The sequence below is a fragment of the Streptomyces mirabilis genome, assembly GCF_018310535.1.
GTDB lineage: Bacteria > Actinomycetota > Actinomycetes > Streptomycetales > Streptomycetaceae > Streptomyces.
In genome coordinates, this window is sequence record NZ_CP074102.1 from 5692829 (window position 1) to 5716906 (window position 24078).

Annotated in this window: 19 protein-coding genes and 3 pseudogenes; 8 read left to right on the forward strand and 14 right to left on the reverse strand. The window is 70.8% G+C overall.

Features of this window, described 5'->3' with window-relative positions; all coding sequences use genetic code 11:
• Nucleotides 1–15: 15 nt before the first annotated feature.
• From SMIR_RS25115 to SMIR_RS25130, 4 genes are all read left to right on the forward strand, one after another.
• Entirely contained in the window at nt 16–897 is an 882-nt protein-coding gene (locus SMIR_RS25115) for a pyridoxamine 5'-phosphate oxidase family protein (protein WP_211118711.1), read from the forward strand.
• Between the two features lie 36 nt (nt 898–933).
• Nucleotides 934–1395 carry an NUDIX hydrolase gene (locus SMIR_RS25120; protein WP_168491562.1) on the forward strand — a complete coding sequence of 154 codons (462 nt, stop codon included), beginning with the start codon at nt 934–936 and terminating at the stop codon, nt 1393–1395.
• A 258-nt stretch (nt 1396–1653) separates the two neighbouring features.
• On the forward strand, nt 1654–3408 hold the full coding sequence (locus SMIR_RS25125; protein WP_168491560.1) for a TIGR03767 family metallophosphoesterase: 1755 nt from the start codon (nt 1654–1656) through the stop codon (nt 3406–3408).
• A gap of 113 nt (nt 3409–3521) precedes the next feature.
• Nucleotides 3522–4661: a serine hydrolase domain-containing protein gene (locus tag SMIR_RS25130; RefSeq protein WP_211118710.1), complete on the forward strand. Its 1140-nt coding sequence runs from the start codon at nt 3522–3524 to the stop codon at nt 4659–4661.
• Nucleotides 4662–4688: 27 nt separating this feature from the next.
• Here SMIR_RS25130 and SMIR_RS25135 read toward each other — a convergent pair whose 3' ends face one another.
• From SMIR_RS25135 to pepN, 3 genes and pseudogenes are all read right to left on the reverse strand, one after another.
• The gene (locus SMIR_RS25135; RefSeq protein ID WP_168501030.1) at nt 4689–5387 is read right to left on the reverse strand and encodes an MHYT domain-containing protein; all 699 of its coding nucleotides are present in this window, start codon (nt 5385–5387) and stop codon (nt 4689–4691) included.
• A gap of 132 nt (nt 5388–5519) precedes the next feature.
• Nucleotides 5520–6597 (reverse strand): annotated as a pseudogene (locus SMIR_RS44370) (hypothetical protein).
• 212 nt (nt 6598–6809) lie between these two features.
• Complete coding sequence (pepN, locus tag SMIR_RS25145) at nt 6810–9389, reverse strand: aminopeptidase N (RefSeq protein WP_168491558.1); 2580 nt, start codon at nt 9387–9389, stop codon at nt 6810–6812.
• Nucleotides 9390–9573: 184 nt separating this feature from the next.
• Between pepN and SMIR_RS25150 the strand changes: the two genes are divergently transcribed.
• Complete coding sequence (locus SMIR_RS25150; RefSeq protein ID WP_168491556.1) at nt 9574–10230, forward strand: mycothiol-dependent nitroreductase Rv2466c family protein; 657 nt, start codon at nt 9574–9576, stop codon at nt 10228–10230.
• Between the two features lie 13 nt (nt 10231–10243).
• Here SMIR_RS25150 and SMIR_RS25155 read toward each other — a convergent pair whose 3' ends face one another.
• Complete coding sequence (locus SMIR_RS25155; protein WP_168491554.1) at nt 10244–10480, reverse strand: hypothetical protein; 237 nt, start codon at nt 10478–10480, stop codon at nt 10244–10246.
• Nucleotides 10481–10685: 205 nt separating this feature from the next.
• On the opposite strand from SMIR_RS25155, the gene SMIR_RS25160 reads away from it, so the two are divergent.
• Nucleotides 10686–11294 (forward strand): histidine phosphatase family protein, encoded by a 609-nt coding sequence (locus SMIR_RS25160; RefSeq protein WP_168491552.1) that lies wholly within the window; start codon nt 10686–10688, stop codon nt 11292–11294.
• A 119-nt stretch (nt 11295–11413) separates the two neighbouring features.
• Here the strand turns inward: SMIR_RS25160 and SMIR_RS25165 are convergent.
• The 9 genes and pseudogenes from SMIR_RS25165 to SMIR_RS25200 form a co-directional block, all read right to left on the reverse strand.
• Nucleotides 11414–11542: pseudogene (locus tag SMIR_RS25165) on the reverse strand (Fe-Mn family superoxide dismutase); the annotation flags it as partial.
• A gap of 2 nt (nt 11543–11544) precedes the next feature.
• A pseudogene (locus SMIR_RS44965) lies at nt 11545–11616 on the reverse strand (superoxide dismutase); the annotation flags it as partial.
• A gap of 115 nt (nt 11617–11731) precedes the next feature.
• Nucleotides 11732–13126 (reverse strand): amino acid permease, encoded by a 1395-nt coding sequence (locus SMIR_RS25170; RefSeq protein ID WP_168491550.1) that lies wholly within the window; start codon nt 13124–13126, stop codon nt 11732–11734.
• 122 nt (nt 13127–13248) lie between these two features.
• Complete coding sequence (locus SMIR_RS25175; RefSeq protein ID WP_168491548.1) at nt 13249–14139, reverse strand: TauD/TfdA dioxygenase family protein; 891 nt, start codon at nt 14137–14139, stop codon at nt 13249–13251.
• An 11-nt stretch (nt 14140–14150) separates the two neighbouring features.
• On the reverse strand, nt 14151–15485 hold the full coding sequence (locus tag SMIR_RS25180) for an LLM class flavin-dependent oxidoreductase (RefSeq protein ID WP_168491544.1): 1335 nt from the start codon (nt 15483–15485) through the stop codon (nt 14151–14153).
• Entirely contained in the window at nt 15482–16219 is a 738-nt protein-coding gene (locus tag SMIR_RS25185; protein ID WP_168491541.1) for an ABC transporter ATP-binding protein, read from the reverse strand. The genes SMIR_RS25180 and SMIR_RS25185 overlap by 4 nt, the downstream gene beginning before the upstream one ends.
• Nucleotides 16195–17046: an ABC transporter permease gene (locus SMIR_RS25190; protein WP_248002921.1), complete on the reverse strand. Its 852-nt coding sequence runs from the start codon at nt 17044–17046 to the stop codon at nt 16195–16197. Before SMIR_RS25190 ends, SMIR_RS25185 begins: the two co-directional genes overlap by 25 nt.
• A gap of 5 nt (nt 17047–17051) precedes the next feature.
• Nucleotides 17052–18137, reverse strand: coding sequence for an ABC transporter substrate-binding protein (locus SMIR_RS25195; RefSeq protein WP_212727411.1), 1086 nt, complete (start codon nt 18135–18137; stop codon nt 17052–17054).
• Between the two features lie 393 nt (nt 18138–18530).
• Nucleotides 18531–19736, reverse strand: coding sequence for an ROK family transcriptional regulator (locus SMIR_RS25200; RefSeq protein ID WP_168491536.1), 1206 nt, complete (start codon nt 19734–19736; stop codon nt 18531–18533).
• Nucleotides 19737–20245: 509 nt separating this feature from the next.
• Here SMIR_RS25200 and SMIR_RS25205 point away from each other — a divergent pair.
• Entirely contained in the window at nt 20246–20836 is a 591-nt protein-coding gene (locus SMIR_RS25205) for a biotin transporter BioY (protein WP_168491534.1), read from the forward strand.
• 209 nt (nt 20837–21045) lie between these two features.
• Here the strand turns inward: SMIR_RS25205 and SMIR_RS25210 are convergent, their stop codons facing one another.
• Entirely contained in the window at nt 21046–21771 is a 726-nt protein-coding gene (locus tag SMIR_RS25210; RefSeq protein WP_168491532.1) for an LPXTG cell wall anchor domain-containing protein, read from the reverse strand.
• Between the two features lie 187 nt (nt 21772–21958).
• Here SMIR_RS25210 and SMIR_RS25215 point away from each other — a divergent pair, with 187 nt between their 5' ends.
• Complete coding sequence (locus SMIR_RS25215; protein ID WP_422664463.1) at nt 21959–24019, forward strand: protein kinase domain-containing protein; 2061 nt, start codon at nt 21959–21961, stop codon at nt 24017–24019.
• Nucleotides 24020–24078: the final 59 nt, after the last annotated feature.

Sequence of the window (24078 nt, forward strand, 5' to 3'; positions counted from 1 at the left end):
AGAGCGGGGCGCGTCATGACGTACCACTCAGGCTCACGGGCCGTACAGGACCGGGTGGGAGTGCGCGAGGCCGCCGACCATGTGGGGCGGTCCGTCGGACAGGGCATCCGTCCCGTGGCCGCCGCCTTCCTCGAGCTCCAGCCGATGCTGGTGCTGGGCGCGGCCGATCCGGCGGGCGGAGCGGTGTGGGCCTCGCTGCTCACCGGCGAGCCCGGGTTCGTGCGGGCCACGGGTGTCCGGCAGATCTCGGTCACGGGCGGCGGCCCGCGCGAGGGCGACCCACTGGCGCAGGCGCTCGTCACTCCGGGCACCTCCGTCGGCACGATCGCGCTCGACCCGCGCACCCGCCGCCGTATGCGACTCAACGGACGGGTCCGCCCGACCCCCCGCGGCTTCGCCGTCGAGGCCGACCAGGTCTTCTCCAACTGCCCGAAGTACCTGCAGAAGAGGGAGTCGTACGAGAAGGTCGAGCGTCCGCCCGGCACGCCCCGCCGGTCCGCCGGACTCACCCCCGGGCAGCGGCGGTTCGTCGAGTCCGCCGACACCTTCTTCCTGGCCACCGTCCACGCGCACGGCGCCGACGCCAGCCACCGGGGCGGCAACCCCGGGTTCGTCCACGTCACTTCACCGAACCAACTGCACTGGCGCGACTACCCCGGCAACTCCATGTTCCTGACCCTCGGCAACCTGGAGACGGACCCGAGGGCGGGGCTGCTCTTCCTGGACTGGATGTCGGGGACGGTGCTGCAACTGACGGGAACGGCACGCACGGAGTACGCGGCCGACGGGGAGCGCACGGTCGGCTTCACCGTCACCGAGGTCGTGCAGACGCCTGCCGCCAGCCCGATCCGCTGGTCGCCGCCGGAGTACTCACCGGCCAACCCGTCTCTGCCGTAGGCGACTTGCCGTGCCACCGTGCCGTAACGTCTGGGCATGCCGAAGCAGTTGAGGGTGGCGGCCTACGCCGTATGCGTGCGGGACGGGCGGATGCTGCTGGCCCGCTGGGTCGCGGGTGACGGAAGCAGGCGGTGGACGCTGCCCGGCGGCGGCATGGACCACGGCGAGGACCCCTACGACACCGTCATCCGCGAGGCCGAGGAGGAGACGGGCTACGCCGTCGAGCCCCTCGCGCTGCTCGGCGTCGACTCCGTACTGCGTTCGCACCCGCGCCGGCTCGGCTCGCCCAACGACTTCCACGCCCTGCGCATCGTCTACGAGGCCCGCGTCACCGGCGGCGAACTGCGCCACGAGACGAACGGCTCCACCGACATGGCGGCCTGGCACCCGCTCGACGAGGTACCCGCCCTCGACCGGGTCGCGCTGGTCGACGTGGGACTGCGGCTGTGGCGGGAACGACCGCCCCTCGGCCGCGTCGGCGAAGAGGCGGGGGAGTAGCCGCAGGGGAGCAGTGGCGGGGAACTGGTCCCCTACCCCGGAAAATGAACACGGAGTGACCGCATCCCGGCCGTTCGAAGAGGGGTCGTGGGCGCGCAGGGTGCTCCAAGATCCACGTACGGTGATCGGCGTCGGCAGTTGCCGCCTCGTTAACGTCCAGGTCACCCACGGTGTCAACGATCCAGTGTGAGCGGGGAGTTAGCGCAACGAACCCCCCGCGACCACTGCCGACGCGTTCGCACTCGGGGAGACCGCGCCATGTCGCGCATACGCTCTGTCGCCACTTCCGCCGCCATGAACCGCCGTACCCTGCTCGCCGCCACCGGGGCGGTGACCCTCTCCGCGGGCATCGGCTACGCCCTGCGGCCCGACTCCGAGGCGCACGCCGCCACCACCGGCACCGGCGAGTCGGCCGTCGCCGTGTCACGGCAGGCACCCGCCGCCCCCCTCGCTCCCTACGAGCGCGGCACCACCCTGGAGAGCGTGGCCGCGCCGCACTCCGGCTCGGGCGGCTACCGGCGGCTCGGTGACGGCCCCGCCTGGAAGCGGGTCGTACGCGGCGACCTGGCCGCGGCCAAGTCGGGCCGGGCCGACCGGCGCACCGCGCTCGCCGCGTTCGTGCAGTTCACCGACCTGCACCTGATCGACGTCCAGCACCCGCTGCGGCTCGAGTACCTGCGTACCGGCGCCGCGAACGCCTGGCGTCCGCACGAGTCGCTGACCGTGGCCGGCGCCGTCTCGCTCGTCGAGCGGGTCAACGCGCTGCGGGGCGCCCCCGTCACCGGCTCCCCGCTGCACTTCGTCATGACCACCGGGGACAACACGGACAACAACTCCAAGACGGAGCTGGACTGGTTCCTGAAGGTCATGAGCGGTGGCCGGATCAGTCCCAACAGCGGCGACCCGCGCCACTACGAGGGCGTTCAGAACAGCGGCCTCAAGCTGTACTGGCAGCCGGACGCGGCCCTGCGCGACGCCGACAAGCAGCGCGGCTTCCCGCACCTGCACGGCTTCCTCGCGGCCGCCATCCGTGAGCTGCGCAGCCCCGGCCTCGGCCTGCCCTGGTACTCCACGGTCGGCAACCACGACGCGCTGCCCCTGGGCTGCTACCGGCACGGCGACTCCTTCCTCGCCGAGTTCGCCGTCGGCGGCAAGAAGCTGATGACGCTGCCCGCCTCGGCGAGCGTCGCCCTGCGCGCCGCCATCAAGAACGACAAGGACCCCAAGGGCACCCAGCTCAGGGACCTCCTCAAGGCGCACGCGCGGCAGCTGCGCTCGGTCACCCCGGACGAGTCGCGCGCCCCCTTCACGCCCGCCGAGTACCTCAAGGCGCACCTCGACCCCGCGCACACCGGCCCCGGCCCGATCGGCCACGGCTACTCACAGGCCAACCTCGCCGCGGGCACCCAGTACTACGCCTTCCGCATCTCCGACGACATCATCGGGATCAGCATCGACACCACCGACCCGGGCGGCCACTACATGGGCTCCATCGGGACGACCCAGCTGCGCTGGCTGGACAAGACGCTGAGCGACAACAAGGACTCGTACGCCATCGTCTTCAGCCACCACACCAGCAAGTCGATGACCAACCGCCGCACCGACCCCGCGCACCCGAGCGACAAGCGCCACGGGGGCGAGGACGTGGTCGCCACGCTCGCCAAGCACCGCAACGTGCTGGCCTGGGTGAACGGCCACACGCACAAGAACGAGATCATCGCGCACTCCGCGCCGAACCACGGCTCCTTCTGGGAGATCAACACCGCCTCACACGTCGACTTCCCGCACCTCGCCCGCATCATCGAGGTCGTCGACAACAAGGACGGCACGCTCTCCCTCTTCACCACCCTCATCGAGTCCGCGGCCCCGCACCGTACGGACTTCTCCGACCTCAGCCAGACCGGGCTCGCCGCCCTCTACCGCGAGCTCGCCTTCAACTCTCCGGGCCGCAGCACCGAGCTGGCCGGCGCCTCGCGGGACCGCAACACGGAGCTCGTACTGAAGAAGGCCTGAGGAAGCCCGAAGAACGGCCGAAATCCACTCAACTGGCGTACAGGCGGGCAACCTTCACATCGGCCCGCCGAGTCCCTCCCCCCGACCAGGTTCACCGGTGAAGGGGGAACGGCATGTCAGTGCGTACGGGACTGGTGGCGGCGACGGCGGTGGCGCTTGCGGCCGCTCTGGCGGGGCCCGCGGTGGCGGCTCCCGCCGGGGCCCGTCACCACGGTGCGACCCGCGCCGCCATGGACGCCGCGGTGAAGGACGGAGTGCCGGGCGTGACGGCGACGGCGCGGGACACCGGCGGCACGTGGTCGGCCGCGGCGGGCGTGGGCGATGTGCGGACGCGCACGCCCCGCGGTACGGCCGACCACTACCGCGTGGGCAGCATCACGAAGACGTTCGTGTCGACGGTGCTGTTGCAGCTGGAGGCGGAGCGGCGGCTGTCGCTGGACGACAAGGTGGAGAAGTGGCTCCCGGGCGTGGTCCGGGGTCACGGCCACGACGGACGCCGGATCACCGTCCGCCGGCTCCTCAACCACACCAGCGGCATCTTCAACTACACGGCGGACGAGGACTTCGCCCGCACGTACTTCCTGAAGGACGGCTTCCTCGAACACCGCTACGACACGAAGACGCCCGAGCAGCTCGTGGCGATCGCGATGACCCACAAACCGCTCTTCGCGCCGGGCACGTCCTGGAGTTACTCCAACACCAACTACGTGCTGGCGGGCATGGTGATCGAGAAGGTCACCGGCCACTCCTACGCCACGGAGATCCGCCGCCGCGTCATCGAACCGCTCGGCCTGCGCGCCACGTCCGTCCCCGGCACGCGGACGGCACTCCCACGGCCCAGCAGCCACGCGTACTCGAAACTGGCCCGGACGACGACAGGCCCGACGTACGACGTCACGCGGCTCAACCCCTCCCTGGCCTCCTCGGCCGGGGAGATGATCTCCGACTCCGCCGACCTGAACCGCTTCTACGCGGCCCTGCTGGGCGGCCGGCTCCTTCCGCCGAAGCAGCTGAAGGAGATGAAGACCACGGTGAAGGCCGACGAGATCCCGGGCGCCCGCTACGGCCTGGGTCTGATCGACCGCAAGCTCGGCTGCGGGGTCCATGTGTGGGGCCACGACGGCGGCATCCACGGCTCGACGTCCTCCGCCGTGACGACGGCGGACGGCCGCCACTCCCTGGCCTTCAACTTCAACGGGGACTGGTCGGGGGACAGCGACGCGGTGATCGAGGGGGAGTTCTGCGGCAAGTAGGCCCCTGAACGGCCTTCTTGACGCAGGTCACCGCGGGCTCCACTCGCCGTCCCCCAGCACCAGGTCGGGATCGAACATGACGATCACGGCGGCGATCAGGAGGACGGTGAGGGGCCCGGCGAGCATGGCGAGCAGGAACGACATCAGATCGGCGGACGACTGGGAGGCCGTGGCCTGCTGGCTGACGTGCACCGAGACGGCGGCCATACCGGTGTAGTGCATACCGGTCACGGCCACGCCCATGACGAGGCTCGCGCCCAGGCTCGACCAGAGCGAGTGGATGGAGACCGCCGCCCACAGGGCCGCGGTGGCGGCGACGACGGCGATCAGCACGGACAGCGTCACGGTCGGCACGTCGTACCGGAGGGTTCCGTGCGTACGGATGGCGGCCATGCCGATGTAGTGCATGGCCGCCACGCCCAGGCCGGTGACGACACCCGCCACACCGAGGTTCAGCGGCGCGGCGTCCCGATAGCCGACGAGGAAGACCCCGACGGCGACCACGCCGATCGCGACACCCAGGCTGAGCAGGGTCAGTACGGGGTCGTAGCTCACGGGCGCGTCCTCGACGCTGAAGCCGATCATGCCGATGAAGTGCATGGTCCAGATGCCGCAGCCGATGGACACCGCGCCCAGCATCAGCCAGCCGGCTCTTCGGCTCCGGTGCGAGCGACGCAGCGACCGTGTCGTACAGCGCAGCCCCAGGGCGGCGCCCAGACAGGCCATCAGATAGGCCGCGACCGGGGTCACGGCTCCGGGCTTGACGGTGTCCGCGAGGTCGCCGTACCCGCACGAGGAGGGGCCGCCGGATCTCCGGCGGCCCCTCCTCTCCCCTCCTGGTACCGCTCCGGTCCGTCACTACCGGGGCAGGACCACGACATACGCCGCCGGTTCCCGGTCGTTCGCCGCCATCAGCGCGGTGCGGACCACCGCCGCCTGCTGCTCCATCGCCTCGCGCAGCTTCCGCGGGGTGACGTGGACGACCGTGATGCCCAGCCGCTCCAGGTGCTCGCGCTTGCGGGCGTACTCCGACCAGAGGGCGCCGTCGTCCTGGTCCTGACTTTGCCGGTGTCCCTGCCGGGGCGTCCGGGTGTCCAGCTCCATGGCCACCGCCTGCTCGGGCCAGTACGCGTCGAGGCCGCCCAGGTGGGGCCCGCCCGGCAGGCGCAGGTCGACGTTCCAGACCGGGTCGGGCAGGCCGTACTCCCGCACCATCCGGTAGAGGCGGTCCTCCGCGATCGCCCGGCCCTCCGCCAGCAGTGAGTCCACCGCGTCCACCACGTGCGGCCGGCTCAGCAGCCGGGCCTGCGTCAACTCACGTACCACCGAGGCCTGTTCGCAGTGCCCGGCGCGCACCGCCTCCGCCAGCAGCCGCCGCACCGCGCCCGCGTCCGACAGCTTTGCCACCGCGTCGGCGAGGGCGCGCGGTACGGGGGCGACCGGGACACCCGTGAGGTACGAGGGGGCGGGCAGCGAAGGCGTACGGACGATGTGGGCGCAGCCGTGCGAGCGCAGCCGGCGCAGCCGGGGGACCAGGACGTCGATCTTGTCGAGGGAGGTCAGCGGGGGCGACGAGGTGAATCCGTGCAGGGTCAGCGCCGCCAGGCCCGTGATCAGCGCGTCCGCGTACGGTCGCGGGGCGTGCGGTTGCTCGGCGCCCGGCTGGACGGGGATGCCCGGCGCCGGCTCGCTTGCGGCGGTGCGGCCCGCGAACAGCAGGACGGCGTGCAGGCGTTCCTCGGAGGTGGGCGGCCCCGGGTGGAGGAGGAAGACGCCGGGGAGGATCTGCTGCCAGGGGCCGCCCGGCCGGCACTGCTCGTTCGTGTCGGCGGCCGTGACGCCGTGGGCGCGCAGCTGGGCAGCGGTCAGGACCCGCCGCCGCGTGTGGGACAGGTGGCGGAGGGGGTGGGGGGGGGAGTGGGGTGTTGTGGTTCATGACCGGGGGTTTTCCGCGCCTGATCCGTCCCCTAACCGCTGTTACACGCCTGTCGACAAATCTGGACAAGCTCGCCCTAAAGTACGGGCGTTCGACTGCCGAAAGACGCTGGTCCGGATCGGGGTTACGGGGCCCGGTGCGCGGGTTCGGTAACGGGGCCCCGGGCGGCCGCATGGGCGACCCGGGGCCCCGTCACTTCCCGGCCGTCGTCGCTACGACCCCGCCGCCGTGTCGCACGCCTGTCCCCGCAGGGTGCGCGCCAGGTCGTCCCGCGCCTCCAGGACCAGACGGCGCAGGGCCGGTGCCGTGTCCTCGTGGGCGGTGAGCCAGGCGTCCGTCGCGTCCAGGGTCTCCTGGGAGTCCCGGAGGGACGGGAACAGGCCCTTGACGACGTCCATGCCGATCTGGATGGACCGCTCGGCCCAGACGCGTTCGATGGCCGCGAAGTACTTCGCGGCGTAGGGGGCGAGCAGTTCCCGCTGGGAGGGCTGCACGAAGCCCGCGATGGTCGCCTCGACCAGCGCGTTGGACAGCGCGTCCGACTCGACGACCTGCGCCCAGGCCTGGGCCTTGACCGCCGCCGAGGGGCGGGCGGCGAGGCAGCGGACCTGGTGGCGCTTGCCGGAGGCCGTGTCGTCGCGGGCCAGTTCGGCCGCGACGAGGGACTCGTCGGCGACGCCGTGCGCGGCCAGCGGTTCCAGGAACGCCCAGCGCAGCTCCTGGTCGACGTCCAGGCCGTCGATCTTGGCGGTGCCCTCGAGGAGGTGCAGCAGCAGTTGCAGATCGGCCTGGTCGGAGGCGACCGTCGCGAAGAAACGGGCCCAGGTCAGCTGGTGCTGGCTGCCGGGCTCGGCGAGCCGCAGCTCCTTCAGGGCGCCCTGGGCGAGGAGCCGGCCGCCCTCCGCACGCCAGTCGGGGGCCGCGTAGTGGACGAGCGCCGAGTGCGCCCAGGCGTGCAGCATCTGCAGGACGCCGATGTCGGACTCGCGGCCCGCGAAGCTCAGCACCAGGCCCACGAAGTCCCGGGCCGGCATCAGCGCGTCCCGGGTGAGGTTCCACAGCGCCGACCAGCACAGCGCGCGGGCGAGCGGGTCGGTGATGTCGCCGAGCCTCTCGCGCAGCGTGGCCAGCGAGTTCTCGTCGAAACGGATCTTGCAGTACGTGAGGTCGTCGTCGTTGACGAGGACCAGCTCGGGGGCGTCCGCGCCGACCAGCTCCTCGACCACCGTACGGGGGCCGACGACGTCGACCTCGGCGCGCGCGTACCGCACCAAGGAGCCGTCGGCGTCCTCACGCCGGTACAGGCCCACCGCGACGCGGTGCGGGCGCAGTTCGGGATGCGACTCGGGGGCCTCCTGGAGCACGGCCAGCTCCGTGATGCGGCCTTCGGCGCTCAGGATCACCTGCGGGGTGAGGGAGTTCACCCCGGCCGTCTGGAGCCACGCCCGCGACCAGGTGGCCAGATCGCGCCCGCTGGTCTCCTCCAGCGCCGACAGCAGATCGCCGAGGCGCGTGTTGCCGTACGCGTTCCGCTTGAAGTAGCGGCGCGCGCCCTCCAGGAACGCGTCCTGGCCGACGTACGCGACGAGCTGCTTGAGCACGCTCGCCCCCTTCGCGTACGTGATCCCGTCGAAGTTGAGCTTGGCGTCCTGGAGGTCGCGGATGTCGGCCGTGATGGGGTGGGTGGAGGGCAGCTGGTCGGCACGGTACGCCCAGGCCTTGCGGCGGTTGGCGAAGGTGATCCAGCCGTTCTCGAAGCGGGTCGCCCCGACCAGCGCGAACGCGCCCATGAAGTCGGCGAAGGACTCCTTGAGCCACAGGTCGTCCCACCACTCCATGGTGACGAGGTCGCCGAACCACATGTGCGCCATCTCGTGCAGGATGACGTTGGCCCGGCCCTCGTACGACGCCTGTGTCACCTTGCCACGGAAGATGAACTCCTCGCGGAAGGTGACGAGCCCCGGGTTCTCCATCGCGCCGAGGTTGTACTCGGGCACGAACGCCTGGTCGTACTTCCCGAACGGGTAGGGGAAGTCGAAGTGGTCGTGGAAGAAGTCGAGCCCCTGCTTGGTCACCAGGAACACGTCGTCGGAGTCGAAGTGGGGCGCCAGACCCTTGCGGCACATCGCGCCGAGCGGGATCTCCAGCGTCGTACCGTCCTCGAAGGTGCGCGCGTAGCTGTCCGTGACGTAGTGGTACGGGCCCGCCGCGAACGCGGTGATGTACGTGGAGATCGGCTTGGTCTCGGCGAACTTCCACACACCGTCGACGAGTTCACCGACGCCGTTGCTCCAGACCGTCCACCCCTCCGGGGCCCGCGCCTCGAAACGGAAGGGGGCCTTGAGGTCCGGCTGCTCGAAGTTCGCGAAGACGCGCCGGGAGTCGGCGGGCTCGTACTGGGTGTAGAGGTAGACCTCGCCGTCCTCGGGGTCGACGAAGCGGTGCATGCCCTCGCCGGTGCGGGAGTAGGCGCACTGCGCGTCGACGACCAGCTCGTTGTCGGCCCGGAGGTCCTCCAGCCGGATGCGGGAGCCGTCGAAGACCTCGCCGGGGTCCAGGTCCTTGCCGTTGAGCGACACGGCGGTGACGCTCGGTGCGAGCAGATCGGCGAAGCTCGCGGTGCCGGGCTCCGCGCAGCGGAAGCGGATCGTGGTCACCGAGCGGAACGTGCGCGGCTCGGCCTCGATGTCGCCCAGGGCGGAGCGCAGGTCGAGGGAGACCTCGTACCCGTCCACGGACAGCAGCGCTGCCCGCTCCTGGGCCTCGTCGCGGGTCAGATTGTCACCGGGCACGGGCGGCACTCCCTCGGGGCGTCACGGAATGGATATGGATCCTGCGGAACGGATGTCCGGCATCCGACGGCGGACACGGCTGGACAGGAGCGATCCTGCCATGTGCCCCTGACGCGGGACAGCCGGGAATGAGGCCGGCGGCCTCCGGTGTTGCTGCGGGAAACACCGCTTTCCGAGGAGAACCATGCCCGAGACCGCCTCCACCAAGACCCCCGTCGACTTCTGGTTCGACCCGCTGTGCCCCTGGGCCTGGATGACCTCGCGCTGGGTGCTGGAAGTGGAGAAGGTCCGGGACATCGAGGTCCGCTGGCACATCATGAGCCTCGCGGTCCTCAACGAGGACAAGCTGGACCAGCTGCCCGAGGAGTACCGGGACATGCTCGCCACCAAGGCCTGGAAGCCGATCCGGGTGGTCACCGCCGCCTGGCAGAAGCACGGCGAGGACGTCCTCGGCCCGCTCTACACCGCGCTCGGCACTCGCATCCACAACCAGGGCGAGGGCGCGACCATCGAGGCGATCGCGGGCGCGCTCGAGGACGTCGGCCTCCCGGCCTCCCTGCTCGACTACGCCGACCAGGAGGACTTCGAGTTCGACGCCGAGCTGCGCGCCTCCCACAAGGAGGGCATCGAGAAGGTCGGCCAGGAGGTCGGCACCCCGGTGATCGCGCTCCCCGGCGACGACGGCGAGCAGATCGCCTTCTTCGGCCCGGTCGTCACGCCCACCCCGAAGGGCGAGGCCGCGGCCAGGCTGTGGGACGGCACGCTGCTGGTCGCCTCGACCCCCGGTTTCTACGAGATCAAGCGGACCCGCACGAAGGGCCCGGACTTCAGCAACCTGTAAGGGCCGCCAGGAGTCATTCCGGCTCGGGCATCTTCTGGGGCGGGTCGAACGGCTTGACCCTCGATGCCGTGCGGATGTTGCGGCAGTCGAAGTCGGTGCGGCCGCAGATCCAGTAGTCGTCCACATACGCGTTCGGCTTCTGGAGGTTCGCCAGCTTGCGGATGATGTCCCGCTCCCGGTCGTCCCGGGGCTGGCGGTGCGGCTGGTAGGACCCACACGTGTAGCAGGGGTACGTCATTTCCCTCGGCATCCCGCAACGATGCCCCGGAAGCCCGCATACCGTAAGGCCCCGTGAGGCTCCTTTTCGCTCCTCACGGGGCCTTCCCGGCACTGCCGGGCATACCCGGACGGCGGGCTTCCGCCGGAGCGCACACGCGAGCGCGCCCCGACCGGAATACTGGCGGGTCATGAGTACGACGAGCATGACCCACAGCGCCGTGAGTCCCGCAGCTTCAATGAGCACGACCCTGCTGCTCGCCCGGCACGGCCGGACCGTCTGGCATGCCGAGAACCGCTACGCCGGAGTGAGCGACGTGCCCCTCGCCGACGAGGGGCACGTCCAGGCCGAGGCGCTCGGCCGCTGGGCCGCCGCGCATCCCGTGGACGCCGTCTGGACGTCGACCCTCTCGCGCGCCGTCGCCACGGCCGAGCCCGCCTGCCGCGCCCTCGGTCTCACCGCGCACCGCGAACCCGCCCTGCGCGAATGCGACTTCGGGGTGGTGGAGGGCCGCACCCTCGCCGAGTTCGAGGCCGAGAACCCGGCCCGGGCGAAGGCGTTCCGGGTCGACCCGGTGTCGTACCCCTTCCCGGAGGCGGAGGACCCGCGCACCGCGGCGGCCCGCGGGGCGGACGTCCTGCGCCGGATCGCGGCCGCGCACCACGGCGAACGCGTCCTGGTCGTCGCCCACAACACCCTGCTCCGGCTGGTGCTGTGCTCGCTGCTGTCCATCCCCCTGGGCGAGTACCGCAGGGTCCTCCCGCGGCTGCGCAACGCCGCGATCTCCGAACTCCGTATGACGGACGGTGCCGCCGCGCTGCTGTCGCTCAACGTGCCCTGCGCCTGACGCGAGCCGTGCGCACAGGAGGGCCCCCGCGAGTCACGTCCTCGCGGGGGCCATCCGTTTCTCCGCCTGCCACGTGAAAGGTGAGAAGACGATCACGAGCAGGACGTTTCATACCCGCCTCAGGGGGTCGGCAGCAAGACGTTCGCGCGGGACTTGGCCGCCTCGTGACGCCTGGCCACGTCCTGCCAGTCGACGACCTGCCACATCGCGTCGATGAGGTCGACCTTCTGGTTGCGGTACTGGAGGTAGAGATCTCGGGGCTGATCACGGGTGCGAGTGCGGCGTAGTCGTACGGCAGCTCAGGGAGTGTGTAGACGGGCATGGCGAAGTCCCCTCCGGCCTCGTAAGACCTTATTGCACATAGCTTGCAAGTGCACGCTAGCAACAAAAGGCCCTCGTGCGGGTCGCACGAGGGCCTTTCGGGGGAGCGGGAACGGTCAGCGGGCCGCGCGTGCCCGCTGCCAGGCGTATCCGACCGCCGCCAGGAACAGCGTCATCCCGCCCGTCGAGTACAGCTGCACCCGGGTGTCCGGCTGCCTGGCCATCAGGACGAAGATCGTGGCCATGCCGGCCAGCGCCACCCAGGTCAGCGCCGGGAACAGCCACATCCGCACGACCAGCTTCTCCGGTGCCTCGCGCTCCACCCGGCGCCGCAGCAGCAGCTGCGAGACCGCGATGAAGATCCACACGACCAGGATCACCGCGCCGATCATGTTCAGCAGCCAGGGGAAGACGTCGTCCGGCCGCCAGTAGCTCAGCAGCACGCACACGAAGCCGAAGACGCAGGAGACGAGCACCGCGACGCGCGGGACCCCGGCCGAGACCCTGCCGAGGGCCTTCGGGCCCTGGCCGCGCTCCACCAGCGAGTAGGCGATGCGCGAGGAGCCGTAGATGTTGGCGTTCATCGCCGAGAGCAGCGCGACGAACACGACCACGTTCATCAGCTGGCCGGCGCCCGGGATGCCCAGGTGGTCGAGGGCGGCGACGTACGGGCCCTTCTCGACGACCTCCTTCGAGTCCCAGGGGACCAGCGTGACGATGACCGCCATGGAGCCGATGTAGAAGAGCGCGATGCGCCACATCGCCGTACGGACGGCACGCGCGACGCCCTGGACCGGATTCTCCGACTCGGCCGCCGCGATGGTGACCGTCTCCAGACCGCCGTACGCGAAGACCGACGCGAGCAGACCGACGACCAGCCCCTCGCTGCCGTGCGGGAGGAAGCCGCCCTGGCCGGTGAGGTTCGAGGTGCCGGGGGAGTCCGTGCCGGGGAGCACGCCCGCGACGGCCAGCACGCCCAGCACCAGGAACAGGCTGATCGCGCCGACCTTCAGCGCGGCGAACCAGAACTCGAACTCGCCGAAGTTCTTCACGGCGGCGAGGTTCGCGACACAGAAGACCACCATGAACAGGGCGACCCAGGCCCACTCGGGCGTACCCGGCAGCCAGCCGGTGACGATCTTCGCCGCCCCGATCCCTTCGAGCCCCACGGCCGTGCAGAGCAGCACCCAGAAGGACCACCCCGCGGTGAAGCCCGCCCACGGTCCGATCGCCCGCTCGGCGTGCGCCGAGAACGAGCCCGAGGACGGATACGCGGCAGACATCTCGCCGAGCATCCGCATCACCAGCATGACCAGCAGACCGGAGACCGCGTACGCGATCACGATCGACGGTCCGGCGGCGGCGATCCCCGCGCCGGACCCGACGAACAGACCGGCGCCGATCACACCGCCGAGGGCGATCATCGACAGATGGCGCTGCTTGAGGCCATGGGACAGCGGGGCGTTTGCGTCGGGAGCGGTGGGTGGGGTGTCGAGGGTGGTGCGGGACATGAGAGCGGGTGGTCCCTTACGTGCGAGTGGGCAAAAACGCCCACAGTCTGGGCAGCCTCTCCGCTCAGGGGGAGAGGCTGCCCACTATGCGGACACCCGGGGCACGGAGCGTGAGATTTCCTTTACTCGGCCACGGACGTGTAGTGCGCGGCGTCACCCTCGATCGAGTAGCTCTCCTTGCCCTCGATGCCGACCGGCACGTCACCGGCGACGGTCACCCGGTGCAGGCGGCGCGGCCGGCCGTCGTAGTTGTCGATCGCGTAGTGCTGGGTGATCCGGTTGTCGAACAGGACCAGCTGGTTCGGGGACCAGCGCCAGCGCAGGATGTTCTCCGGCCGGGTGACGTACGACTGGAACAGGTCGAGCAGCTTGCGGGACTCGCCCACCGACAGCCCGACGATCCGCTGCGCGAACCCGCCGATGAACAGCCCACGCTCGCCGGTCAGCGGGTGGACCCGGACGACGGGATGGGCGGTACGGAACTTGATGGACGTGAACTGGGCGCGCTGGGCGGCCTGTTCCTCGTCGATCTGCTCGTCCGGCACCGCGTAGTCGTAGTCGTTGGTGTGCTCGGCCCACAGGGTGTCGGCGAGCGCGCGCAGCGGGGCGGGCAGGTCCCGGTAGGCGGCCGCCGAACTGGAGATCAGGGTCTCGCCGCCGTACGGCGGGATCGTGATGCTGCGCAGGGTGCTGGCCTGGGGCGGGTTGAGGACGAAGGTCACGTCGGTGTGCCAGTGGTTGGCGCGCCCGCGCTCGCTGTCGACGGGGAGCACGTTCGGGGCACCGTCGACGGCGGCCACCGTCGGGTGGGCGGTGGTGAGGTCGCCGAAGTGGCGGGCGAAGGCCTGCTGGCCCTCGTCGTCGAGGTGCACGTCGTCGAAGGCCAGGGCCTTGTGGACGTTGAGGGCCTCGCGGATCGCGGTGACCTGTTCCTCGTCGAGCGGCTTGGAGATGTCTACGCCGGAGACCCGGGCGCCTATGTTCGCGGTGACCTTGCTGATCTCGATGGACATGCGGGGTCCTTTCAGACGAGAGCGGGCTGGAGGTACTGGTTGGCGGGGCGGGGGAGGCCGTAGCGCTCCCGGAGGGTCCGGCGCGGTCCGTACTCCGTGCGGAGCAGGCCGCGGGCGCGCAGGATCGGGACGACGTGGTCGACGAACAGACCGAGGCCGGAGGGGAGTACGGCGGGCATGATGTTGAAGCCGTCGGCGGCGCCGCGCGTGAACCACTCCTCGATCGCGTCGGCGACCTGCTCCGGCGTGCCGGCGAAGGTGAGGTGCCCGCGCCCGCCGCCGAGCCGCCCGATCAGCTGCCGTACGGTGAGCCGTTCGCGGCGGGCGAGTTCGACGACGAGGGTGTAGCGGCTCTTGGCGCCCTCGATGACGTCCTCGGGAGGCAGGTCCGAGGGAAGCTGGGCATCCAACTCCAGTGTTCCGGGCTCCAGTTGCAGCAGGTGCTCCAGACGGTCCACGCCGTGCGTGTACACGATGTGGTCTTCCAGGACCTGCTCGTTCGCCCGCGCCTCGGCCTCCGTCGAGCCGAGCACCGGGACGATGCCGGGCAGCACCTTGATGTGCTCGGGGTCCCGACCGGCCGCCGCCGTACGGGACTTGAGGTCCGTGTAGAAGGCCTGGGCGTCGGCGAGGGTCTGCTGTGCGGTGAACACCGCCTCCGCGTAGCGCGCCGCGAACGTCTTGCCGTCCTCGCTCGACCCCGCCTGCACGAGCAGCGGGTAACCCTGCGGCGAACGGGGCACGTTGAGGGCGCCCTCGACCCGGAAGTACGTCCCCTGGTGGCGCGGGGGGTGGATCTTGGCGTCGTCGCCCCACACGCCGGCCGCCTTGTCGGCGACGATCGCGTCGTCCTCCCAGCTGTCCCAGAGCTTGAGTGAGACGTCCAGGAACTCGGCGGCGCGCGCGTACCGTTCGGCGTGCGCGGGCTCGGCGTCGAGGCCGAAGTTGCGGGCGGCCTCCGCACCCGCCGTGGTGACGATGTTCCAGCCCGCCCGACCGCCGCTGATGATGTCGAGGGAGGCGAACTTGCGGGCAAGGTTGTAGGGAGAGTTGTAGGACGTGGACGCCGTGGCGATCAGGCCGATGTGCTCGGTGGCCGTCGCCAGTGCGGTGAGCAGGGTGAGCGGTTCCAGGGCGCCGGCGGGCCGTTGGGCGAGGTTGCTCCACAACTGGGGTCCGTCGGCCAGGAAGAGGGAGTCGAAGGTGCCGCGTTCGGCGATCCGGGCCAGCTCGACGTAGTGGGCGAGTTCGACGTGGGCGTACGGGTCGCTCTCCGGCAGCCGCCACGACGCCTCGTGATGGCCGGTGTTCATCAGGAAGGCGTTGAGGTGGAGTCGGCGGGTCATGCGTGGTCCTCCGTCACACCGAGGGCGGCAAGAAGGCGCTCCCGGTACTCACTCAGTACGGGCTCCCGGTAGGAGCGCGGGTGGGGGCGGTCGATGGTCAGGTCGAGGCCGATCCGGCCCTGGTCGAGCACGAGCACCCGGTCGGCGAGGACGATCGCCTCGTCCACGTCGTGGGTCACCAGGAGCACCGAGGGGCGGTGGCGCTCCCACAGCTCCCTGAGCAGCACGTGCATCCGGATCCGGGTGAGCGCGTCCAGCGCGCCGAACGGTTCGTCGGCGAGGAGGAGTTCGGGCTCGCGGACCAGAGAGCGGGCCAGGGCGGCGCGCTGGGCCTCGCCGCCGGACAGCTCGTTGGGCCAGGCGCGTTCGCGGCCTTTCAGACCCACCTCGGCGAGGGCTTCGCGGCCCTTCTCGGCCGCTTCCTTGCCGTTCGTGCCGAGCAGCACGTTGTCGAGGACCCGCCGCCAGGGCAGCAGCCGGGAGTCCTGGAAGACGACCGACACCCGCTCCGGGGCGGTGAGCCGGCCGCTTCCGACGACCTCGTGGTCCAGGCCCGCGATGGCCCGCAGCAGCGTGCTCTTGCCGGAGCCGCTGTGCCCGAGCAGGGCCGTGAACTGTCCGGCGGGCAGGTCGAGGTCGATGTCGTCGAGGACCGTACGGCCGTCGAACGACCGCGTAAGACCCCGGAGCTGGACGGCGGGCGCGGTGGTCAGCTGCTGAGCGTGCGGCGCCATGACAGCACCCTCCGTTCGACGAGACGAACCGCGCTGTCGGAGACCAGGCCGAAGACGCCGTAGATCAGCAGGCCGACCAGGATGACGTCCGACTGGCCGTAGTTCTGGGCCTGGAACATCATGTAGCCGAGGCCGCTGGTGGCGTTGATCTGCTCCAGGACCACCAGGCTCAGCCAGGAGCCGGTCACCCCGAGGCGCAGTCCGACGAAGAAGCCGGGCAGTGCGCCGGGGACGACGATCTGGCGGACGAACTGGAGCCTCGACAGGCCCTGGACCTCGGCTAGTTCGACGTACCGGTGGTCGATGCCGGACAGCGCGGCGTGCAGGTTGAGGTAGATCGGGATGTAGACGACGATCGCGATGATGGCGATCTTGAAGGTCTCGCCGATGCCCAGCCAGAGGATGAACAGCGGGATGAGGCCCAGGGTCGGGATCGCCCGGTTGAGCTGCACGGTCCCGTCGATCAGCGCCTCGCCGATCCGGCTGAGCCCGGCCGCCAGCGCGAGGACCACACCGGCGGTCAGGCCCAGCGCGAAGCCGTATCCCGCGCGTTCCAGGGAGGTGCGGACGTCGGTGGGGAGCGTGCCGTCGGTCCACAGGCGACCGGCGGTCTTCAGGACCGTCCAGGGCGCCGGGATCGCGCCCGGGTCCAGCTGTCCGGCGGCGGAGGCGGCCGCCCACAGGGCGAGGAAGAGGGCGGGGCCGATGAGCCGGGAGGCGGGCAGGCGCTTGCCGGGAGCGAGGCCGCGGCGCCCCCTGCGCCGTACGACAGGCGGGTCCTCGGCGGCGGTCACCGGCACGGCGGTCGAGGTCGTGGTTGTCGTCATGGCCGTCACTTCCGGTACTCCGCCGGGACGGCCTTCGCCGCGATGCCCTCGAAGCGCCGGTCGAAGAGCGAGCCGACCTTGAACGCCTTCACGAAGCCGCCCTCGGCCAGCAGATCGGCGGTCTCCTGCTCCCACTTCACCGCCTCGTCCCAACTAGGCGGGAACAAAGGCTTGTTGGCGAGCTCGGTGATGGACCGGGCCTGTGCGGGCGTGAGGTTCTGCGTCGTGACGTAGAACTCCTCGTTCCAGGCGTCCGGGTGCTCGTACGCCCACACCTGCCCCTGCGCCCAGCGCGGGATGTACGCGGCGACGGCCGCCGCCTTCGCCGGGTCGGCCAGCACGGAGGTGGGCGCCCACAACAGGTTGAGCAGGTCGACCACGTCGGTGGTGATCGCGCGGGCGCCCTTCGACTCGTACTGCTTGAGGTACGCCGGCGCCTGGCTGTTGGCGAGCGGGGCGATGTCGACCTGACCCGACTGCAGGGCCGTGAAGAACTGGTTGCTGGTCAGCGGGACCAGCTTCACCTCGTCGTACGCGAGCCCGGCCTCCTTCAACGCCCGCAGCAGGACGACGCCTTGGGCCTGACCCTGGGAGAACGCCAGCTTCTTGCCCTTGAAGTCCGCGACGGTGTGGATGTCGCTGCCTGGCTTGGTCGCGAAGAGGTAGTTGGGCTTGCGGGTGACGTCGATCGCGACGATCTTGGCGTCGTAGCCCTGGTAGTGCGCCTGGATCGGCGGGATGCCCGCGTTGTTGGCGACGTCCAGGGACTTGGCCCGGAAGGCGTTGATGACATCGGGCCCGGCGCCGATGTTCACCCAGCTGGAGACGGTGAACGGCAGATCGGTGAGGCCCGCGAGCTTGAACTGGAGCTGCTGGACGTTCTGGTACGAGGCGATCTTGAGGCTCGTACCTGAGGGGACCTTGGCGGACAGCGGGGCGGACAGGGACCCCTTGGACTCGCTGTCGGCGGCACTGGCCCCCGCGCAACCGCTCAGTCCGGCCGCGGCGGCCACGCCGAGCAGGGAGGACAGGAACAGCCGCCGGTCGACACCGGGCGCGAAAGGGGACGACGAAGGAGACAGTGGTGGCATGGGAGGACTCCGGGGATCCAAGTGGCGGAAATGCGCGCGGAATTCCGGGCAGGCGGAATTCGACAAGGGAGGGAGGTGAAAGAAGCGACATACGCGCGCATGGGGAAGCGGGAGGCGCGCGCCGAAGGCGCGGCAGAAGAAACCGGGTGAGCGTCGACGCGTCAACGCGTCAGCAGGTCACCACATCAGCAGGCCGACACACCAGCCGGCCGGCACACCGGCAGGTCAAGGCGTCGACGCGGCAGTGACCCGGCGTCAGCAACAACGCGTGCGTGCGACCCGCATGAGGTCGACGACGCGGCACTTGGTCAGCGGAACCTGCACCCGCGAGCTGCTCATGAGGAGGATGCTCCTGTCCTCGTACGACCGCTGTCAACATTCCGAGTTTCTGAATTAATTCGTCCCCGGTGACAGGCTCAGTGGATCCCGGTACACCACGTCGAGTGCCACGGATCCACCCGCCACGGCGAGTACGGATTCCGGAAAACTGGTCGGCAGGACGGAAGCGGCCCGATCCGCCCCCACCTCCGCGCGCAGCGCCCCGAGGCAGTCCTCCCGATGCACGGTCCCGACCTCCGCGACGACGACCGTGTCCGGGTTGAGCACATCCAGCAGCAGCCGGGCCGCCCGTCCGACCGTCCGCGCCCGCTCCAGCAGCAGACGTACGGCGACGGGGTCGCCGTCGGCCGCGGCGCCGACCACGTGCATCGGGTCGGCGATGGTGATGACCCCCGCCTCCCGCGCCCGCCGGCACAGCGTCCGCTCGCTCAACTCGGCCTGAAGGCAGCCGGTCCGGCCGCAGTCGCACCGCTCCGAGCCGCCGGGCAACGGCAGATGGGCGATCGCCCCGGCCTGGGAGCGGGGACCGTGGTGCACCTCGTCGTGGGTGGCGAAGGCGGCGTCCACCACGTTGCCGACGAACAGGTGCAGCACGCTGCGGCTGCCGCGCGCCCGCCCGAACAGCCGCTCTCCGTTGACCAACGCCCGTGCGTGCCCGTCCACATGGACCGGCAGCCCGGTCCGCGTGCCGAGCGCGTCCCGGACGTCGACGTCACGCCAGCCGAGCAGTGCGTGCTCCACGATCGTCCCGGAGTCGCGGTCCACCCAGCCGCCGGCCGCGACACCGATGCCGAGGGGGGTGCGGCCGGGGTGGTCGTGGAGCAGGGTGGCCAGCCCGGCGGCGGCGTTCGCGAGTATGCGGTCGGGCTCCGTGCCGTCGTCGTGGGCGAGCCGTCGCTCCGTGACGACCCGGCCGCGCAGATCGAGCAGGGCGACGGTGGTGTACGGGACGGCCACGTGGACTCCGCCGACCACGAACCGGGAGTCGTCCAGGTGGATGGGGACGTGGGGACGTCCGACGCCGTTCGACTGCCGGGGCGCCGGAGCCTCCCGGATCAGGCCGAGCGCGGTGAACCGGGCGCAGTAGTCGGTCACCGAGGCGGGGGAGAGGCCGGTCAGCCGGGCGACGGTGCTGCGCGCGACCGGGCCGTGTTCCAGGACGGAGCGCAGGATGACGCTGGCGCTGGTGCGGCGGCGGTCGCCGACGGTGGCGCGGTGGGGCGTCGTGGGTGGGGAGGGGGCCAGGGAGGTACGAGGCATGGCGCTTCCTAGGGAGCGTGTCCGAAACGGTCGCGTCTCGGCGAGCCGGATGCGCTCCGCCCGCCCTACCCGGGGCGACAGGTGGCGGTGCCCTGGCGTCGCAGGTCGACGTAGCGACGCGACGCGAAGTTCTCAGCCTGGGCAACCATGCCCTGAAGGGTAGGTCTTACCCCCGATTCCGGCCAGAGGAGCCATCTCTCGACCGTCGGTCAGGCCGAGGTTTCAGGGGCGCGGGGAACTGCGCGACCGGCCCCCACCGGCCCGCAGCCGAACAAAGACGCCCGGCAGGCGAATTGGTGGGACCCTACAGCCCGCGCGCGAACCTCCCCGTGGACAAAACCATCCCACCTCAGTGACCAGCATCACGCCCCGATAGGTGTATGCGGCCCCCTTTGTAAGGGCTCCACCAAGCCCGGGATCCCCGCTTTGTCGATCGCACACGGTGATCCACCCGCCCCCCTGGGATAGCGTCACCGTGTCCCGACCCCCCGTCACCCGCCGGAGTCCCCATGAGCACCGCTGCCGCCACCCCCCGCCAAGGCATCCGCCCCGGCGAGGTCCTCGCCGACCTGCTCCCGGCCTCCCGCGTCAGGGACATCACCCTCGTAGTGGGCGGAGCCGCCCTCACCGGTCTCGCCGCCCAGATCTCCCTGCCCGTGCCCGGCTCCCCGGTCCCGGTGACCGGCCAGACCTTCGCCGCCCTCCTCGTCGGCACGGCCCTCGGCGCGGGCCGCGGCTTCCTCTCGCTCGCGCTCTACGCCCTCGTCGGCATGGCCGGCATGCCGTGGTTCGCCGACGGCGGCTCCGGCACCGCCGCCCCGTCCCTCGGCTACATCCTCGGCATGATGCTCGCCTCCGCCGCCGTGGGCGCCCTCGCCCGCCGCGGCGCCGACCGCTCGTTCCTGCGCACGGCGGGCACGATGCTGCTGGGCGAGGCGATCATCTACGCGGTCGGCCTCCCGTACCTGGCCGCCGCCACCGGCATGTCGCTGGGCGCGACCCTCGCGGCGGGGTTCACCCCGTTCCTGATCGGCGACGCCCTGAAGGCGGCGCTGGCGATGGGCGTCCTGCCGACCGCCTGGAAGTTCCTCAACCGCTGAGGCCGTAGTCCCCTCGGAAGAGGTTCACAGTCCCCTCAAAAGAGGCTCGCCGGGTCGTACTCCGACTCCGACCCGGCGAGCCTCTTCCGCGTTCCGGGCCCGTACAGCCGCACCGCACTGTCCCCGTAGTACGTGTGCGTGCGCAGAAGCAGAAGCAGAAGCAGAAGGTGGGCCGGGACGCCGCGCACACGGCGTCCCGGCCCACCCGGTCACGACTGCGGCCGCCGGCGAGGCCGCCGCTGGGCCCACCACATCCCGGCCGCCCCGACGGAGACGAGCGCCGCACCCGCCGCGCCGAGCGGCAGAAGGTCACTTCCGGCGCCGGTCTTGGGCAACTGGTCGCCGCCGGGTGTCACCGGCTTGTTCTCGGTGTCGAGCAGCAGTGGAGTGGCCGGGGCGTTCGGCGACGGGTTCGTCGTACCGAACGGCACCGGGCCCTGCTGCCAGAACGTTTTCTTCCCGTCGCTGTCCTGCACCGGCAGGCAGATCTTTCCGGTCTTGCTCACATCGAAGGTCGCGGCGACGGCGTACGACTGCGACTTTCCGGCCGCGAGATTGCCGACATCGCACACGAATCCACTGTTCGAACCCTTGGGCAGATCCTTGTCCGTCATGGCGGAACAACCTTTGACGCTCTTGATCTGTAGGCCGTCGAATCCGACCACCAATAGCCGGATCTTTCCGCTGTCCTTGGTTCCCTCATTCTTCACCGTGGCGGTCAGCGCCGTTTCGTGCGTGCTGTTGTCCACGGAGATCTTCTCGGGCAGCAACGTGGTCAGCTTCACGCCCGCCGGCGCCGGGTCCACGGCCTTTCCCCCCTTGCTGCTCCCCGGTCCCTGGTCGTCCGCGACGGCGGTGAAGGAAAGGATCATCACGGCCGAGAAAGATGCCGTGAGCAGCGATCCTGCGATGGTCGTCGTGTGACGAGAACTCATGTTCGCCCCCCTTGGCTGCGCCTGAATTCGCAGTACTTGAAGAGGTACCACAAGATTTCTCCGCACTATGCTGGTACGGCATGAAGTGTGACCATTGTGTTTCTGCTGTGGCGGGCGATTGTGGCGGGTGTTGAGGGGGTGCAGGGGTTTGACGGGGAATGCGAGTGGCGGTGTTCCGGGATTATTGGTGACGGGTCGATATCGACTGGCCGAGAGTATTGGCCAGGGGGGAATGGGGCGGGTGTGGCGAGCCACCGACGAAATGCTCGACAGGCAGGTCGCCGTCAAGGAAATGCGGATCGACGGACTCGACCCGGAGGACACTCGAACCCGCCGCGAACGCACCCTGCGCGAAGCCAGGGCCACGGCCCGGATCGACCATCCCAATGTCGTGCGCATCTACGACGTCGTGGACCAGGGCGAGCGGCTGTGGATCGTCATGGAACTCGTCGCCGGCCGCTCCCTCGAACAGCTCGTGGTCGAGGACGGACCGCTCGACCCGCCCGCCGCGGCCCGTATCGGGCTCGAACTGGTCGCGGCGCTGCGCCAGGTGCACGCCGGGGGAGTACTGCACCGGGACATCAAGCCGGGCAACGTCCTGGTCGAGCGGCGGGGCCATCGGGTCGTCCTCACCGACTTCGGCATCGCCGCGCTCCAGGACGCGGAAGCGCTCACCATGGTCGGGATGCTGGTCGGCTCCCCGGACTACATGGCACCCGAGCGTGTCTCCGGACGCCCCCAGGGCCCGCCGTCCGACGTCTGGTCCTTGGGCGCGACGCTCTGCGCGGCCCTCGGCGGCCGCTCTCCGTTCTCCCGTTCGACCACCCTGGCGACGTTGCACGCGGTCCTGTACGAGGAGCCCGAACTCCCCTCCACGGCCGGTGACTTGGGGGAGATCCTGGCCGCCCTGCTGGAGAAGGAGCCGTCGACCCGACCGGGTCTGGAGGAGCTGGAGACGGCGTTGCGCCGGATCGCGTTCCCCCGACCGGAAGAGACCGAATCCCCGGAAGCGGGGCCCCTACCCGAACCAGCGGAGGGAACACCGGAAGCACCGGAAGCGCCAGGGACACGGGAGACATCGGAAGCGGCAGAGACGCGGGAGGCATCGGAGGCACCAGAGGCATCCGAGACGCCTGTGGTGGGAGGGACGGCTGAGGCTCCGGATGCACCGGAGATGGCGGAGACACCGGAATCCGCGCCGCCCCCCGTCCCCCCGTTCCACCAGGAGTCGCCCACGCGCGCGCTCCTGGACGTGAGCCTCATACGCGCCGCGCAACACCCCCCGCCCCAGCGGGACCGCGAACCGACCCCGGAACCGGACTCCGAACCCGACCCCGTACAGGACGCGATCCCGGAGCCCGCCCCCACACCCGATCCAACGCCCGAACCCACACCCCCTGTCGTACCCACGCCCACACCCGCCCCTGAAGCCACGCCCACGCCCACACCCGCCCCCGAGCCCAGCGCACCCCCGGCGCTTCCCGAACCCCCCTCCCTCGCCACGCACACCACGGTCTCCCGCGCGGTGGTCATGCCGCCGGGCGAACTCCCCGGCCCCGCTGTGCCCTCCGTCCCACGCCGGGGCCGGCGCCGGATGGGCCTGGCGGCCGCCGGTGGCGTGGTGATCGTGGGAACCGTCGTCGGGCTCGTCATGACGCAGACAGGCGGCTCCTCCCACGACACGACCGGCGCGTCCACCTCTACCTCCGCCTCTACCTCGACCTCACCATCGGCCCCGTCGACGTCACCGAACTCCGCGCAGACCTCATCCACCGGCCCCTCCTCCCCACCCCCCACCGTCGACGGCACGTCGCGCCCGCCGAGCCTGCCGGCGGGCGCCCGGAAGGAGGCCGGGCTGTACGCGTGGGCGCCGCCGCAGGGCTGGCAGCGGGTGGCGGAGAGCGGTTCCGAGGTGCACTACACCTCGCCCGACCGTGCGCAGGAGATCGTGGCCAACGCGACCCCGGCCCGGGGTGACCTGCTGGCGCAGTGGCAGCAGGCGGAGGTGGGCACCAGCAAGGGCCTGAACTACCGCCGTATCCGCCTGGAGCGCACCACCTTCCGCGGCGCGCCCGCGGTCGTCTGGGAGTACACCGTCACGGCCAAGGGCCGGCTCTGGCACGTCCGACTGCTCGGGTTCCGCTCCGGCGGCACGTCGTACGAGATCAGCACCTGGTATCACCCCGACATCGAGGCGACCGCGCTCCCCGTCTACGACGAGGTCAAAAAGAGCTTCACGCCCCTGTGAACAGATGGGGAGGGGCCCGGCGGCAGCTGCCGCCGGGCCCCTCCCCGTTACCGATTCCG